Origin of the sequence: Clostridium sp. AN503, from assembly GCF_040719375.1 — a bacterium.
Lineage (GTDB): Bacteria > Bacillota > Clostridia > Lachnospirales > Lachnospiraceae > Brotaphodocola.
Genome location: NZ_JBFDTP010000002.1, coordinates 3,182,351 through 3,199,070, shown reverse-complemented (window position 1 = coordinate 3,199,070; position 16,720 = coordinate 3,182,351). Strand labels below are relative to the sequence as shown.

14 protein-coding genes are annotated in these 16,720 nt (G+C 49.4%); 9 read left to right on the top strand and 5 right to left on the bottom strand.

Annotated features, from left to right (window positions below; genetic code table 11):
• Positions 1-17: 17 nt before the first annotated feature.
• From AB1I67_RS22210 to AB1I67_RS22175, 8 genes are all read left to right on the top strand, one after another.
• On the top strand, positions 18-1,283 hold the full coding sequence (locus AB1I67_RS22210; RefSeq protein WP_367032522.1) for an SLC13 family permease: 1,266 nt from the start codon (positions 18-20) through the stop codon (positions 1,281-1,283).
• 38 nt (positions 1,284-1,321) lie between these two features.
• Positions 1,322-2,221 carry a L(+)-tartrate dehydratase subunit alpha gene (gene ttdA / locus AB1I67_RS22205; protein WP_367032520.1) on the top strand — a complete coding sequence of 300 codons (900 nt, stop codon included), beginning with the start codon at positions 1,322-1,324 and terminating at the stop codon, positions 2,219-2,221.
• Positions 2,221-2,847: a L(+)-tartrate dehydratase subunit beta gene (gene ttdB / locus AB1I67_RS22200; RefSeq protein WP_367032519.1), complete on the top strand. Its 627-nt coding sequence runs from the start codon at positions 2,221-2,223 to the stop codon at positions 2,845-2,847. The genes ttdA and ttdB overlap by 1 nt, the downstream gene beginning before the upstream one ends.
• Positions 2,848-3,224: 377 nt before the next feature.
• Positions 3,225-6,506 (top strand): hypothetical protein, encoded by a 3,282-nt coding sequence (locus tag AB1I67_RS22195; RefSeq protein ID WP_367032518.1) that lies wholly within the window; start codon positions 3,225-3,227, stop codon positions 6,504-6,506.
• Positions 6,507-6,915: 409 nt separating this feature from the next.
• On the top strand, positions 6,916-8,100 hold the full coding sequence (locus tag AB1I67_RS22190; RefSeq protein ID WP_367032517.1) for a hypothetical protein: 1,185 nt from the start codon (positions 6,916-6,918) through the stop codon (positions 8,098-8,100).
• A gap of 65 nt (positions 8,101-8,165) precedes the next feature.
• Positions 8,166-9,425, top strand: a complete 1,260-nt coding sequence (locus AB1I67_RS22185) for a DNA polymerase IV (RefSeq protein ID WP_367032516.1) — start codon at positions 8,166-8,168, stop codon at positions 9,423-9,425.
• A 39-nt stretch (positions 9,426-9,464) separates the two neighbouring features.
• On the top strand, positions 9,465-9,779 hold the full coding sequence (locus AB1I67_RS22180) for a hypothetical protein (protein ID WP_367032515.1): 315 nt from the start codon (positions 9,465-9,467) through the stop codon (positions 9,777-9,779).
• A 43-nt stretch (positions 9,780-9,822) separates the two neighbouring features.
• Positions 9,823-10,470: an SOS response-associated peptidase family protein gene (locus AB1I67_RS22175; RefSeq protein ID WP_367032514.1), complete on the top strand. Its 648-nt coding sequence runs from the start codon at positions 9,823-9,825 to the stop codon at positions 10,468-10,470.
• Positions 10,471-10,473: 3 nt separating this feature from the next.
• Here AB1I67_RS22175 and AB1I67_RS22170 read toward each other — a convergent pair whose 3' ends face one another.
• From AB1I67_RS22170 to AB1I67_RS22150, 5 genes are all read right to left on the bottom strand, one after another.
• Positions 10,474-11,448 carry a hypothetical protein gene (locus tag AB1I67_RS22170; protein ID WP_367032513.1) on the bottom strand — a complete coding sequence of 325 codons (975 nt, stop codon included), beginning with the start codon at positions 11,446-11,448 and terminating at the stop codon, positions 10,474-10,476.
• Positions 11,449-11,659: 211 nt separating this feature from the next.
• Positions 11,660-12,322, bottom strand: a complete 663-nt coding sequence (locus AB1I67_RS22165) for an amino acid ABC transporter permease (protein ID WP_367032512.1) — start codon at positions 12,320-12,322, stop codon at positions 11,660-11,662.
• Positions 12,323-13,030 (bottom strand): amino acid ABC transporter permease, encoded by a 708-nt coding sequence (locus AB1I67_RS22160; protein ID WP_367032511.1) that lies wholly within the window; start codon positions 13,028-13,030, stop codon positions 12,323-12,325.
• Positions 13,031-13,033: 3 nt separating this feature from the next.
• Positions 13,034-13,939 (bottom strand): transporter substrate-binding domain-containing protein, encoded by a 906-nt coding sequence (locus tag AB1I67_RS22155; protein ID WP_367032510.1) that lies wholly within the window; start codon positions 13,937-13,939, stop codon positions 13,034-13,036.
• Positions 13,940-14,052: 113 nt separating this feature from the next.
• Positions 14,053-14,775 carry an amino acid ABC transporter ATP-binding protein gene (locus AB1I67_RS22150; RefSeq protein WP_367032509.1) on the bottom strand — a complete coding sequence of 241 codons (723 nt, stop codon included), beginning with the start codon at positions 14,773-14,775 and terminating at the stop codon, positions 14,053-14,055.
• A 331-nt stretch (positions 14,776-15,106) separates the two neighbouring features.
• Between AB1I67_RS22150 and thrC the strand changes: the two genes are divergently transcribed.
• Entirely contained in the window at positions 15,107-16,594 is a 1,488-nt protein-coding gene (gene thrC, locus AB1I67_RS22145; RefSeq protein ID WP_367032508.1) for a threonine synthase, read from the top strand.
• Positions 16,595-16,720 lie beyond the last annotated feature (126 nt).

The window sequence follows — 16,720 nt, the reverse complement described above, 5'->3', positions numbered from 1 at the left end:
TCAGAAAGGGGGATGTCATGAATCCATCAACAATTACATTATTGTTTTTAGTATTTGCTATCGTCATGTTTGTGACGGAGAAGATCCCGCTGGCGCTGACGTCGATGATCGTCTGCGTAGGCCTGGTCATTACAAATGTCCTGGACTGGAAAGCTGCTTTTTCCGGTTTCATTGACAGCAACGTGATTTTGTTTGTAGCGATGTTTATCGTTGGAGGCGCATTATTTGAGACGGGTATGGCAAACAAAGTGGGTGGGATTGTGACTCATTTTGCAAAATCTGAACGTCAGCTGATCGTAGCGATCATGGTGATCGTGGGATTGATGAGCGGTGTGCTGTCCAATACGGGTACGGCGGCAGTTTTGATCCCGGTAGTGATCGGCATTGCGGCGAAATCCGGGTTTGCCCGCTCCCGCCTGCTGATGCCGCTGGTGTTTGCAGCAACCATGGGAGGCAATTTATCGTTGATTGGTGCGCCGGGCAACCTGATCGGTCAGACGGCTCTTCAGGAGATAGGACTGTCCTTCGGATTTTTCGAGTATGCCATAGTCGGAATGCCGATCCTGATCGTTGGGATCATCTTTTATGCAACCATAGGATTTAAACTGCTTCCGAATCATAAAACGGACGGTGGGACAGCATTTGATGAAGTAAAGGATTTTTCTGATGTTCCGGTATGGAAGCAGAACCTGTCCCTTGCTATTCTGGTCCTGACCCTGTTAGCCATGATCTTCGAAAAGGAGATTGGAATCAAATTACATATCAGCGGATGCATCGGAGCGCTTGCGCTGATTCTGACAGGCGTTATCAGTGAAAAAGATGCACTGAAGTCGATTGATTTAAAAACCATCTTCCTGTTTGGTGGAACGCTGTCACTGGCTGCGGCGCTGAAGGAAACAGGAGCGGGAGAGCAGATCGCCAACGCGGTGATCGGAGCGCTGGGCGCCAACCCGTCCCCGTTTTTGCTTACCTTTGTGGTGTTTATGCTGTGCTGTGTGCTGACCAATTTTATGTCCAACACGGCTACCACGGCGCTTATGGTCCCAATCTGTATTTCTATTGCCGCGGGGATGGGAGCAGATCCCAGAGCAGTTATTATGGCGTGTGTCATCGGTGGTTCCTGTGCATATGCGACACCGATCGGGATGCCCGCAAATACGATGGTGGTCAGCGCCGGGGGTTACAGCTTTATGGATTATGTGAAAGCGGGAGCGCCGCTTATCCTGTTGGCGACCATCGTCAGCATGGTGATCCTGCCGATCGCATTTCCATTTTTCCCGTAAAGGGACTGGAAGAGAATATTATTTTGAAGGAGGCTATTATGAGTAAAGAAGTTTTAGTAGAGCAGTTGACTACATATATGGCGAATTTTGTGAGCCACATTGGTAAGAAACTGCCGGATGATGTGATCGCGAAGTTGGAGGAACTGGGGGCAAAGGAGGATTCGCCGCTTGCCAAGGTCATCTATGAGACCATGTTTAGGAATCAGGAGCTGGCGGTATCTTTAAACCGCCCCTGCTGCCAGGACACAGGCGTGCTGCAGTTCTGGGTAAAATGCGGCACTGCATTCCCGCTGATCGGGGAGTTGGAAGGACTGTTGAAGGAAGCTGTTGTGAAGGCAACCTTTGAAGCGCCGCTGCGTCACAACAGCGTGGAGACCTTTGACGAATACAATACCGGCAAGAACGTGGGAAAAGGGACGCCTACCGTGTTCTGGGATATTGTGCCGGACAGTGACCAGTGTGAGATCTATGCATATATGGCAGGCGGCGGCTGTACCCTCCCGGGCAAGGCTATGGTGCTGATGCCGGGAGCAGGCTATGAGGGCGTGACCCAGTTTGTCATGGATGTGATGACCAGCTATGGGCTGAATGCCTGCCCGCCCCTTCTGGTGGGCGTAGGTGTTGCGACTTCTGTGGAGACCGCAGCGCTGCTGTCCAAAAAGGCGCTGATGCGCCCGCTGGGGAGCCACAACGATAACGCCAATGCAGCCAAAATGGAGCAGCTTCTGGAGGATGGGATCAATTCCATCGGCTTAGGGCCGCAGGGCATGGGCGGTAAGTATTCGGTTATGGGCGTACATATTGAGAACTCTGCGCGCCATCCTTCCACGATCGGCGTGGCGGTGAATGTGGGCTGCTGGAGCCACCGGCGCGGGCATATTATTTTTGATAAGGATTTGAACTATACGATCACAACACATTCGGGGGTGACTTTATAATGGTAGAGATGAAAGATGGAAAAAAGATTTTGACAACTCCGGTCTCAGATGAGGATCTGGCGGATATCAATATCGGTGATATTATTTATTTAAACGGAAGCCTTACCACCTGCCGCGACGTGGCGCACCGCCGCCTTGTGGAGTATGGAAGGGAACTGCCGGTAGACGTGAGAAATAACGCGATCTTCCATGCGGGACCGATCATCCGCCCACTGGAGGACGACAAGTTTGAGATGGTTTCCGTAGGCCCGACTACCTCCATGCGCATGGAGAAGTTCGAGAAGGAATTTGTGGAGAAGACCGGAGTCAAGGTTATCGTGGGCAAAGGCGGAATGGGTCCCAACACAGAATATGCCTGCAAGACTTACAAGGCGATCCACTGCGTGTTCCCGGCGGGCAATGCGGTCGTGGCTGCCACAGAGGTGGAGGAGATCATGGCTGCCGAGTGGCGTGACCTGGGGATGCCGGAGACACTCTGGAACTGCCGCGTGAAGGAGTTCGGTCCTCTGATCGTCTCGATCGACACGAAGGGGCGCAATCTGTTTGAGGAGAATAAGGTGATCTTCAATGAGCGGAAGGAAAAAGCTACGGCGGAAATCTGTAAGCAGGTTGGGTTTATCAAGTAAGTTTGCCAAATAAAAAGTAAAATTCAAATTCTGCCGGATTTGATAAATGGATACGGCGGGCCGCATGGCAGGGAAAAGCTATGCGGCCTGCCGCTTTTTATTGTTTTTTTATCCTGAAAACGTGTATTTAGGGGGAGAAAATGGACCTATTTGGAAACAATTAAATATTATAATATATTTATAATGATATATTGTAACCATATCTGAGGCATGATCATAGAAACGGGGGTGGAAATATGACTTGTACGGATGATTTTTGTGCATATAATATGCCATTGACATTAGAGCAGCATTTTGAGGAGCTCAGGGAATGTTATGACTCAGTGAAAGAGCTGCACAGCTTATGGGTCATGTTAAAAAAACATATTGAGGATGAAATGATTTATTCTCGAAATGTTTTTGTAAATTACAGTCTTCATGATGCAAGTCACAGCCGTACGATTATCCAGGCTATCGAGCGGTTTCTTGGCGAGGAGAGGATCCGTCGGCTCTCAGCTACCGATACCTTTATGCTCCTTGCCTGTGCGTATGCACATGATTATGGTATGGCGCAGACATTTAACAAAGTTTATAACATCCTTGGCAGTGATAAATTTAAAGATTTTTTGAGGGATACAGAGAAAAATTCCGCAGGACTGGAAGACGAGGACTTGTGGGCGGTAAAGAATCTGCTGGAATATCTAAACGAAATGAAAACAAAGTGTTCCTTACAGGACATGTATCTTTCTATTATGATGACGGTACAGATGTATCTGAGACCGCTTCACTGGAGAGGCGTGCTGAATATCGGGGATGATTTTCAGGGCTTGTTCCAGGGATATGTAAAGAACCGATTTATTAAGGGATCTGAGGGGATTGTAGAAATATGCATGTGTCATGGACAGCCCATGAGCTCTGTCTTTGAACTTTCAGACAGGGCTGACGGGATGGCGGGGGACGAATTTCATCCCAGATTTATTGCGGCCATGCTGAGATTGGGAGACCTTCTGGATTTGGATAATGGCCGTTTTCCACTGTGGTTTGCCCGGGAAACCGCGAGAGACTGCAGTATCATTCCCAGACTTTCCGGGATTCATTATAAAAAGCACGAGGCCGTATCCCACCTTCTGATTACCCCGGAAAGGATTGAGATCAGGGCGGATTGCGGCAGGGGGCAGGAAGGATATGAGGTCGCCGGCCTGGTAAGCGAATGGACCAGCTGGCTGAAAGAAGAATGTGATAATCTGGTAGCAAACTGGAATGCGATTGCACAACCGGATTTTGGGCGTCCGCCCAGCAATATCAAGATCAATATCATTGTGGATGGAGGGCCATATTCATCCGTCAAAAGAAAAATGCAGATGTCCCAGGACCGGGTTATGAAGCTTTTGCAGGGAGCCAATATCTACGGGGACCGCTATGCAGGAATCCGGGAGCTGGTCCAGAATGCGGTGGATGCATCGCTTTTGCAGCTCTGGTATGATATTGTTCAGAATCGTTACGTTTCGTTTGAACTGTCCAAAAACACCGCGAAGACTGGATTGGAATTTATGGATTTGCTGGATGAAAAGCGGTACAGTATTTTTGGAAATTACGACATCACAGTAGAAGTGATTCAGGATAAAAAAGAGGATAAGGTATTCTTTGTTGTCAAGGATAAAGGGATTGGCATTACGCCGAGCGATGTGGAATACATAGCGGATATCGGTTCCAGCAGGGAAGAAAATGAGCGTTTCCGGGAACTTCTGGGAAGTATGCCTGGATGGATGAAACCGGCTGGTGCGTTTGGTATTGGGCTTCAGTCGGTGTTCCAGATGACAGACTGTGTAGAATTCTACACGAGACAGCATAATTGCTCGGAACGGCTGATCTCACTGCAAAGCAAAGGAAAAATCGCGACTCGTCCGGTTCCGCCCAACGAGGATGGACTGTACTACGATAATTCAGTGCCGGGGACAAATGCAAAGATTGCCATTGACAGAAACAAACTGATGCATGGGAGCAGGGGAGCAGGAGGAGGTCCTTTTATTTACTATGATCTGGAGTTTGACGAGGGCGGAACACTGGATATGCTTTCGGCAGAACTGGGACATGTCTGTGAGGATAAGCTGAAATCATCCCAATATGATTATTTTAATATTTTTTATCAGTTTGTCACAATTGAAAAAGATGGAACGATCGATAAAAGCAGAAAGATGACTATGCGCAGAAGCTTTTTCAGCCCGGTGATGAAGATGGGAGACTCAAAAAAAGAGGTACTGCCGTTTGGCGAATTGTACCCTTCATCACTAAAAACAGAAAAGAGTCCATATAATTTCATAGAAAACATGGCTTTTTACTGGGATCAAAAGAATAACCGCTGTTATCACCTCACCATCCGTCCATGTACGATCGTGGAGCGGGATGGTGTGAAGCAGGTATATCTTCCGGAAGCAGTACAGAATTTGTATCAGATCAGCTACAAATTCAACAAGATTTCTGATGTGACTGCTATTTATCAGCCAACGAACCGTTCGGGGCGTCTCCATGCGGGATTTCTGTATTGGGATATCCTGATACTGGATGAGGATGCGTCCAAGTACTTAAATATTGATCGCGACAGTCTTCGGGAAGGCGCCATCAATGAGGAAGAATTGATGACAGTCTGCAAAGATATCATGGAGAAATGGTGTGAATATTTTTGCATGCTTTATGAATCAAAAGAGAGAGAAGAAAAGAAAAACAGAGGGGAGCTGGAAAAGGAAGCGGGGAAGGGGAAGAAAAAGGAAAAGAATAATTTTAAGGAGCATCCGGAGCGCCTGCTGTCGTTGGTCCTGCTGTTTTACCAGAATGTGCCGCCGGAACGTTTCCAGAAATTTATAGAGCTGTATCAAGGTTTTTTGGAGGAATCCGGTTATGTACTGGGGAAAGATAAGATCCCTGTGACTTATTTCTGGGATGATAAAAGACTGTTCCGCGCCAATCTGGACCTGCCAATGAAGTTCATGGCGACAAAACCGGAGACGGAGGATCAGGAGGTGACGGAGATCGAGCTGGATTTGGTGAAGCATCTTCCCCACCGGCTGGTACATATTGAAAAAATCCTCAACAGCCGGGATTTAAAACTTATGTATTATTTCCGTCTGTTTAAGCCTGGAAATGAGGTGAGCGCTATCCATATGTCGGAGGCGGCCAGGCTGTATGATTATATGAAAGCGCTGGATGCATACGGGAATCAGAAGGACCGTGTGGACTATGCGTCGCTCCAGAAGAAGGTGTTTAAACCAAATGCCAGTTTTTCAAAACTGATCTTACCGCGGTATCCTCATACATTCCGAAAGGGCAGCAATCTGACTGCGAGCCTGGATTATTGTATCCGCTGGTATATTCTTTCACCGTTTGACAAGGATACTGCCAATATCCTGAAGGTGGGGATTGAAAAAGGGGTGGATGTGGGAAATGAGCTGGTAGAAGCTGTAATGACAAGCCGTCAGATGAAAAAATGCATACGGTATATCCTGAAATTGAGATATGCCATGGTGGATAATCCTGAAGAAATGGAGGCGGTTGTGCGGGCGGAATATCAGGCATTCCTGGAAGATTTCTGGCAGTTGCTCTATAAGAATAAGAGCATGGTGAAGGAACAGTTTTCAAAAGGAGGGGCCGCGGAGCAGGAGCACGGTAAAGCTGTAAAAGAATGAGTGCTTTAAAACGCTGCAAAACAGAAGAACATTTTTGTTTTGCAGCGTTTGTATGTAGTGATATATATAGTGATGTTTAAAAACATAGTTGACATTTCAAATAAAACCATTTATACTTTAAAAACAGTCTTCCGAAGGAAATCCTTTCCATCGGGATTCCAGTTTCATCTTTTTTCATTCGCGGTGTTCGCGGGCGATTCATGAGGTGTTTTGCAGCAGTTTTACCAGTAAGTGTTTTTGTGTTATGTGTTTTGCAGTATGTGTTTTTGCAGTACGTTTCTGCGTGTGTAAGTCTGGCGCTGGCAGGAACCGTTTTATTTCTCAAAATCCAGACATTCGGAAACATTCTAACGTTCAGGTGCATTCTAAAAATTCGGATGCATTCTAAAAATCCAGAGGAGGAAAAAGTATGGGTAAAAAGATGATCAAAACAGGTTTAAGCTGCAGGGTAAATGCAAAATTGATGCTGATGAAGTGTTTTCTTTCCAATGAAGCGACCCGCAGGCTCGTGATCGAGAAGATGAAGGAGATGGGAACAGGAGGTATGTCTGTCCCGGAGGAGTGCCAGGAGCTCCTCATGAAAGAATTTGGTATGCGGATAACTTCTGTGACCCGGTTAGACGATGAGGGATTAGAAAAAGTTTATGACAGATTAGCGCAGGAGGGCAGGATTGAGAAGTGGCTGAATGATCAGGCCTCTCACATGAAAGCGCGGGCAGAAAAAGTCCTGGAGTGGGAGCAGGAGGAGATCACGATCGACATTACAGGTTTTTTGGTGTATGCAGTCCTGGAGAGCGACCGGTGCAGGAAACGGCTTATGGACTGTATGGAAGAACGGGGCGAAGCGTGTTGCCAGGCCTACCAGGAGTCTGTATATTGCGATAGTCCGCTGATACGGTGGTTTCCGGAACATCAGAGACTGGATGCCATGCTCTGTATCGGACTCTTAGAACAGGCCCGGGCAGAAAATGGGAATAAGGGGGCATATGAATCCTTTATCAGGATCGCATCCGGCGGATATAAACGTGTGAGGAAATATGTAAAGCAGAGAGAGGGGATTGGTGGAAAAGAGTTTCAGGAAATCATGGCTGAGATGGAACCGGAGGATGGGGCGGATCCATTATATTATCTGTCAGCAGGAGTCATGGGGCTGGTGCTGGCAGAAGATCTGCAGATCCCGGTCCATATGGATTTTATGATGCTTTCGTTTTTACCGATTCTGCAGGAGTGGGCGCAGAGTTTTCTGGAGGAACCGGAATCAGAGGTGGTGGAACCAGGGCCGGCGGAGTCAGGAGTGACAGACGCGGCAGACACGGAGAAATCGGAACAGGCCGCGGTCTGTGAAGAGGAACTGGAGCGCCGTGTTCAGGAGATGGAAGGACGGCTGGAACGTCTGCGCCGGGAACAGAAACGTCTGCGCCGGGAACTGACACAGCTGCGTTGGGAACTGATACAGCTGCGCCAGGAGACGGATATGCTGGAAGCAAGGCTTGATAGACTGGAGCACGAAGCCATAAGAGGACAGGGACAGATGATATTATATGTGCACAGGGGCAGACTGCGGATTCCATCCATTCCCATTGACATCCACTGAGTTCAGGACTATAATAAAACTGAAATCGAACAGATGTTCTAAAATAGTAAGAGGAGGCGCAGGCAATGCAGACAGTAGTGTTTCATGTGGATGTGAATTCTGCATTTTTAAGCTGGGAAGCGGTGTACCGCCTGCGCCATCTGGGGGCGCGGCTGGACTTAAGGACGATTCCTTCCGCAGTAGGCGGAGATGTGACGAAGCGGCACGGGATCATCCTGGCCAAGTCGATTCCGGCAAAGAAGTATGGGATTCAGACAGGCCAGGCTGTGCCGGAGGCGCTGCGGAAGTGTCCGGAGCTGTATCTGGTGCCGCCCAACTATAACTTGTACCAGCGTTCCTCCGAGGCGTTTATCAATGTGCTGCGCCAGTATAGTCCGGCGGTTGAACAGTATTCCATTGACGAGGCATACATGGATATGACAGGCAGTGGGAATCTGTTTGGAGATCCACGGCGCACGGCAGATGAGATCCGGGAAAGAATCCGTGACACGCTGGGTTTTACGGTAAATATCGGAGTGGGAAGCAACAAGCTGACGGCGAAGATGGCTTCCGAGCTGAGGAAGCCGGACAGGACTCACACGCTGTTTCCGGAGGAGCTGCCGGAGAAACTATGGCCGCTGCCGGTAAGGGATTTATTTTATGTGGGCCGCGCCACAGAGAAGAAACTGCATTCCATGGGGATTCGTACCATAGGACAGCTTGCACAGACAGATCCTGCTATTTTGCGGGCGCACATGCACAAGCATGGGGAGATTATCTGGAGCTTTGCCAATGGGATTGATGTGAGCGAGGTTTTGGCGGAGCCGGAGGCGAACAAGGGCTACGGCAACAGTACGACCATCGCCTTTGATGTGACGGACAGCGGTACGGCAAAGCAGGTGCTTCTGGCTTTGGCGGAGACCGTAGCGGCGCGGCTGAGGGCAGACGAAGTGAAGATTGGCGTGGTGGCAGTCAGCATTCGCAATTACAGGCTTGAGACCTGGGGACACCAGATCACTCTCGGTGCTGCTACGGATATTACCGGAGAGATCTGGCAGGCAGCCTGCCGTGCATTTGATGAGGCGTGGGATGGCGTACCGATCCGCCATCTGGGCATCCATACCATGAAGGTCTCGAAGGAGAAAAACCGGCAGATCGGGCTGTTTGATCCGGTAGATTATGAGAAGCTGGAACGATTGGACCGGACCATCGATACCATCCGGAAGCGGTATGGCAATGATGCGGTCATGCGCGCCTCTTTTCTGGTGGGTGAGATAGACCATATGAGCGGGGGAATATCCAGAGAACGCCGGAGTGTGGATTACCGTACAGAGAAGCTCGATTAATGCAGGACAGAAAGATACGGAACAGAAAGGGGAACGGACATGTCAGCGTTTGGAATAGGGACCAATGTGAGAGAACTGGACAGCGGCAATGTACGGGGAAGACAGATTGCCATAGCATGCAAGATCTGGTTTACCAGTACAGGCTCTCCGCGTCCCCTTTCGTTCAAGTTTGAAGGGGATGACGGGGCGCTCCAAAGCGTGGCGATCTCGGAGATCATCAGCAGTGAGGACAAGAATTATGCCGGCATTCCATCCAAAGAATATTGCTGCCGTGCAATCATTGGTGGATTATTACACGAAATTAAGTTAATATTCTATATAGAAGCGTGCCGGTGGGTGATGGTATTGCCATAGAGAGGCGGCCACAAAGTATATTGCCGGGGGAAGGAGATCTGTTATGTGTGGACGTTATTATGTGGATGAGTCAACATTCCGGGAGACAGAGAAGCTGTTGGAGGAGATAAATGGCATGATGCGCGGAAAGCGTTCGCCAGGTGGAGCGGATTTTCCGGGGAACGAGACACCCGAAGACCCACATTTCCAAGGTCTGCATCCTTGTGATCTGCATCCGGGCGATCTGGCGCCGGTATTGGTATATGACCAGGACGGAGCGCATACCAGGTGGCTTCGCTGGGGATTTCCCGGTTTACAGAAAGGGAGTCTGATATTCAATGCCCGATCAGAAACTGCGGCAGAAAAGCGCATGTTCCGAAATGGCCTCGCCCTTCATCGGATTGTGATTCCGGCGCGGCAGTTTTACGAATGGAACCGGGCGAAGGAAAAGATCACTTTTCTGAGAAAGGATGAGCCGGTTTTATATATGGCCGGTTTTTATGATCAGTTCGAGGATGGGCCGCATTTTGTGATATTGACAACCCAGGCGAATGCTTCGATGAAGCAGACCCATGACCGCATGCCGTTGATCCTGGAAAAGGACGAAGCAATGCTCTGGCTGAGTGAGGAGGCAAAGCTTGCGCCAATCCTTACAAAAACTCCGCCTGAGCTGGATAAACAGGCGGAGTATGAGCAGATCAGTTTTTTGTGAACATCAGTCGTTTTTTCGTGATTCCCAGGAGCTGTGCAGTTCCTTTAAGGCAGCTGCAAAACGGTTGGAGACAGCTCCCGGGTTTCGTCGCAGGATGGAGGGACGGCGGATGTCCATGCCAAGCCGCAGGGATTCTTTCTTTTCAGAAAGCTTCACAGATAAAGCAGAGATCCGGGCTTCGATGGATTCCTTCCGCATTCCGAGGGCTTCCCTCCGTGCATCGAATGCCTCCTTGCGCGCATCAAACGCTTCCTTGTGTGCAAGCGCAGATTCCACGACAGATTCCACTACCGGTTCCATTACAGAGTCTTTTAAGGCTTCCCGGACCGTTTCCTTGACCGTATCCCGGACAGAGCCGGTAATGCTTAGGACATTCTGGGATGCCTCTGCCTTCAGGAGGGCAAGCTGTACCTGAAGTTCCTCCAGCTCGGAGCGGAGCTTTGTGATGGCTTCCAGAGCGTGCGCCAGATTGAGGGCTTCTCTGGTGGAGAGGACCGTATCATATATGAACAGGATACTGACGATTATCAGGAAGACGCCTTCCGCGGCAGGAGCCAGGTTCAGTACCAGATGCTCAATGGGGGTATGAATCACCTCTGTCATAAAAATGGTCAAAAATCCCCAGGCAACCGAGGAACTGAGACAGATATACCCGTTCAGATTGAAAGGCTGGTTGCTGTAGTCCCAGTAACGGACTTTAAAAAGCTGTTCCATCAGGTAACCGGTGATGTATTCTAGTATGGTTGCAGCGATAACGCCGGAAAGGTACACCAAAAACAGATTGTCCTTTACCGGAAGAGAGACCCACAGCATCATCACGGCGCCGGTCCCATACAGCGGCAGCATGGGCAGTCTCAGGAAGCCACGGTTGACAAAATGCCGCTTTTTCAGAGAGACATAGGTGGATTCAAATATCCATCCAAAAAAACAATACAGATAAAAAAAAGTCAGCCAGTGATACCAGGCATATGTATACATAAAAAAGTTCCTTTCATCGAGAGTCATATATGCTCAATACGGTACCAGTATAACGCTGTAGGAAAGAATCTGCAAGTGTTTGGCGTGGAGGCGCCCGGCAGACTCCATGAAGATTTAAGCTTAACCTCTGAAAAAGGACAGCTCGTGTTTGCGGTGAACACGAGAACTGTCCTTTTATGCTATAATATACTTTTTTATTGCAATATACTTTTTATGCGATCCGAACCCGTTTCTGATAATATCTTACTGCACAGGACAGTGAGAAACAGATGATGAAATAGCACAGTGCGATGAATCCGTACAGCGTGATGATCTGAGCCGGGGTACGCAGCTGTCCCATAACAACCGTACTGTTGCGCATAAATTCTGCGATATCAACCGCTTTTAAGAAGGAGGTATCCTTAATGATGGTGATGACCTGGGACAGCAGAGCAGGGATGATGCTCTTAAAGGTCTGCGGCAGTACGATATAATTTAAGGTCTGCCAGAAGCTGAAGCCCTGGGAGGCAGCGCCGTCGAACTGCCCTTTGGGGATGCCGTTCAAGCCGCCGCGTACGATCTCAGCCACAACCGCAGTGGTAAACAGGGTGCAGGCGAAGATCGCCTTTACCGTCGGGTTGCCCTGCATGGTGAACCGGATCCACAGGATCCACAGGATATTGGGCGTACACCGGAAAAATTCGATATAGGCTCCGGCCAGCCAGGATATCCAGGTCAGTTTACCGATACAGAAATGCCGGAGCATTGCCACAAACGTGCCAAAGAACAGGCTCAGCACGATGGTACATGCGGCGATGAGCACGGTCAGCAAAAGTCCCTGCATCATGAACATAAAGTTTGCTTTTGTAAAAATCGTGGTAAATACACCTGCCATCTAAGCCACCCCCTTCTGCTTTTTGGGTACAGGAGTGCGCTTTGCCCGGATCTCCAGATACCTTGCCAGCCTGGCAAGGGGGAAACAGATGGCAAAGTAAAGCAGTGCACAGGGCAGATAGGCCTGGACAAAGTATCCCCGGTCGCTGCCCCAGGAATCTGCATGATACATGAGGTCCATTCCGGCCACCATGGCGAGCACCGAGGTGTTCTTGACCAGGTTTAAGGCCTGGTTGGTCAGAGGCGGCAGGATCATCTTCATGGTCTGCGGCAGGATAATGTAGCACATGGTCTGGAGATAGTTGAAGCCCTGGGAATAGGCAGCCTCAAACTGTCCCTTGGGCACAGCCTCGATACCGGTGCGGATGACCTCGGAAATATAGGCTCCATGGTAAATCCCCACGCCGATGACGCCCAGTGTGAATTTGGGGATCCTTCCACCGATCACATATGGAAGACAGGCATAATAAAAGAAGACCTGCACGACCAACGGCGTGTTTTGGAAGAATTCCACGTATACCCTCGATATGAATTTTAAAAATTTAACCTTCGTGGTGGATAACATACCGAAGATGACCCCAAGGGCGAGCGCCAGCAGAAGTCCTGCCAGCGCTACCTTCAGAGTCATGATAAATCCTGGTATGTATTCCGTGGGGAGCACCTTCAGGAATGCCTCCCAGCGTTTTACGTCAAACAGATCTTTTATCATAAGTTACTCGATTCCCCAACCTTTCAGCATTTCGTCCATCTTGCCGCTGCTCTTTAAATCAGTCACAACGCCGTTCACCAGCTCTGCAAGACCTTTGTTATCCAGTTTGGAAGCCACACCGTACTCCTGCTCTGCAAAACGGTCAGGAAGGATGATGGTGGTCTCGTCATTGTAGCCTGCGAGGATTGCACGGTCTACGGAGAATACATCCACGTTCTTTGCAGCCAGGGCCGCAGCCATGGACGGATATCCGTCAAATTCCTCGAATTCCGGTTTTACATTATAGCCTTTTTCTGCCACGTATTTGTTGAAGCCGTCCTTTGTAGTGGAACCCTGTGAAACCGCGATAACCTTGCCGTCCAGATCTTCGATGGAGTTGATGCCGGAATCTTTGAGGACCATCAGGCCAACTGCATCGGTATAGTACGGATCAGAGAAATTCCAGGTCTCTTTTCTCTCAGGAGTGATGGTGTAGGTTGCGATAACCATATCCACCTCGCCGTTGTCGATCAACGGGCCTCTGGTCTTGGCGGTAACGCCCTGGAAAGCAACCAGCTTCTTTTCCTTGGCTTCCGCTGCGGTGCAGCCGAAGATCTTGCCTGCGATCTCGTAAGCTAAGTCAACCTCGACGCCTTCCATCTCGCCGGTAGCCGTGTTCTGCATACCGAATTTCGGAACGTCAACCTTGGCGCCGACCTTTAATACGCCTGCGTCGATGATCTTCTGTACATCAGCGCTCACGCCGTCGGCAGCGGCAGCATCGCCGGCAGCAGCCGTATCACCGGCAGCAGTGGTATCCGCAGCAGCAGTGGTTGCGGTGCTTCCGGAACCTCCGCAGCCTGTTAAAGCGGCGCTCACCATCATAGCGGCAGCCATCAGCAGGGCACTTGTTTTCATAGTCTTCTTCATAATTGTTTTCCTCCTCAAAATGAGATTTCTAACTATATTGAAAGGCTCCCCGTTTTCAGGCGGAAAGAGCCTTTAGTTAGCTTACATCGGTACAGAATCCGTTACAAAAAACATTAATGCAGAATCTTACTTAAAAATGCCTTGGTGCGTTCATTCTCCGGGTTAGTGAAGAAATGCTCCGGGGTGCCTTCCTCGACAATAGTGCCGTCGTCCATAAAGATCACACGGTCCGCAACCTGTCTGGCAAATCCCATCTCGTGGGTTACGCATACCATCGTGATATTTTCCTGAGAAAGACCGATCATAACATCCAGTACCTCCTGGACCATCTCCGGGTCTAATGCGCTGGTAGGCTCATCGAACAGGATCAGTTTCTGCTTGGTGCACAGCGCACGGGCAATAGCCACACGCTGCTGCTGGCCGCCGGACAGATTCTGCGGATAGCAGTTGGCCTTATCTGCAAGCCCTACACGCTCCAGGTATTTCATGGCATTTTCTTCCGCTTCCTTTTTCGGGACCTTCTGCAGCTTGATCGGCGCAAGGGTAAGGTTCTGGAGCACGGTCATGTGCGGGTAAAGGTTAAACTGCTGGAATACCATGGAAGAATAGTTCTTTGCCATCTCGCCGCGGTTCTTCTTTGTCAGAAGCTGGTCATTGATATAGACCTCGCCGGAAGTCGGCTCCTCCAGATAGTTGATGCAGCGGATTAAAGTGCTCTTGCCACTGCCGGACGGTCCGATGATGACGAGCTTTTCGCCTTCTTCTACGGTTAAGTTGATGTTCTTTAAAACCTCCAGGCTTCCGAAGTTCTTTTTTAAGTTTTCCACTTTAATCATAGTCTTTACCACCTTTCTTCATTCTCGATCGACGGATAAAAAAATGCGCTCCGAACTCCCCTTTCCAGGAAAGGGTTGCCCGAGCGCCATTGCTCACATCTTTCATATGGTTTTTCAATCACTTTTTCTGCATTATATGCTCTGAAAAAGGAAAAGTCAATACTTTTTTTGAAATTTAACAATATTTTTATTGTTTTTGTCACAGCTTTTGGGTTGTAGAAGAAAAAATATCCTGCTCTTGCACCGGGTTCTAAAGTGTGCTACAATCTACAAAAATACTGAATAAACCTTCTATATTAGAGGGACATTAGGAAGAAAGGAACCGATACCTATGAATTTATCCTATCAGAGTACCCGGGGCAAGGAGAGCGGCCTGTCTGCGTCTCAGGCGATCTTAAAAGGGCTGGCAGATGATGGCGGCCTGTTCATGCCCACCTTCATTCCGAAGCTGGATGTTTCCATGGAGGAGCTGGCGGGGATGACCTATCAGGAGACTGCATATCAGGTTATGAAGCTGTTTTTGAATGATTTTACGGAGGAGGAGCTTCGGTACTGCATCGAGTGCGCATACGACAAAAAGTTTGATACGGAAGAGATCGCACCGCTTGTGAAGGCGGACGGAGCTTATTATCTGGAGCTGTTCCATGGCAGCACCATTGCGTTTAAGGATATGGCGCTCTCTATTCTTCCCTATCTGATGACAACATCTGCAAAGAAGAATCATGTGGAGAACGAGATCGTGATCCTGACCGCTACTTCCGGGGACACAGGCAAGGCAGCTATGGCGGGATTTGCCGATGTTCCAGGTACCAGGATCATCGTGTTCTATCCCAAGGGCGGCGTCAGCAGGGTCCAGGAGCTTCAGATGGTCACCCAGAAAGGGGACAATACCAGCGTTGTGGCGATCCACGGCAACTTCGACGACGCCCAGACCGGTGTCAAGATGATCTTCGGGGATCGTGAGTTTGGTGAAAGGCTGGCAGAAAAACGCTTCCAGCTTTCTTCAGCCAATTCTATTAATATAGGAAGACTGGTGCCGCAGGTGGTATATTATGTATATGCATATGCCAGGCTGGTTCAGAACGGTGAGATCAAAAACGGCGACCAGATCAATATCACCGTGCCCACCGGCAACTTTGGCAATATCCTGGCGGCGTACTTTGCAAAACAGATGGGCGTGCCGGTGAAGACCCTGATCTGTGCTTCCAACGACAACAAGGTGCTGTATGACTTTTTCCGCACCGGTACCTATGACAAAAAGAGGGACTTTATCCTGACCAGTTCTCCGTCCATGGACATCCTGATCTCCAGCAACTTAGAGCGGCTGATCTATTTGAGCGCCGGCAGTGACGCCCAGGCAAATAAAGCCATGATGGAGCAGCTTTCCGCTGCTGGAGCCTACACAGTGACCGACAGCATGAGAGAGTTTATGAAAGATTTTGTCGGAGGATATGCGACCGAGGCGGAGAATGCAGAAGGAATCCGTCATCTCTATGACGAGACCGGCTACATGATCGACACCCATACCGGCGTCGCTTCCTGCGTCTACAAAAATTATGTCCGTGAGACCGGCGACAGGACTCCGACTGTGATCGCATCCACCGCCAGCCCGTACAAATTCTCTCACAGCGTCATGGAAGCAGTATTCGGCGACCAGGGCAGCAAAGATGAGTTTGCCATCATAGACGATCTGTGCAAAGCCTCAGGCGTCCCGATCCCTCCGGCTGTGGAGGAGATCCGCAGCGCAGAGGTGCGCCACACCCGCGAAAGCGACGTTGCAGATTTGGAAAAGACCGTGGCAGAAATCCTGGGCCTGTAGTTCCTGTATTTTTTGGCGAACAATGTTCGTACGAATATGCTTTCCAAAAATGGAAAAATGTATTATACTGTAGAGGAAGCAGAGTGCAGTGGGGACAGGCATGTTTCCCGTTGCCGGGCAAAGGAC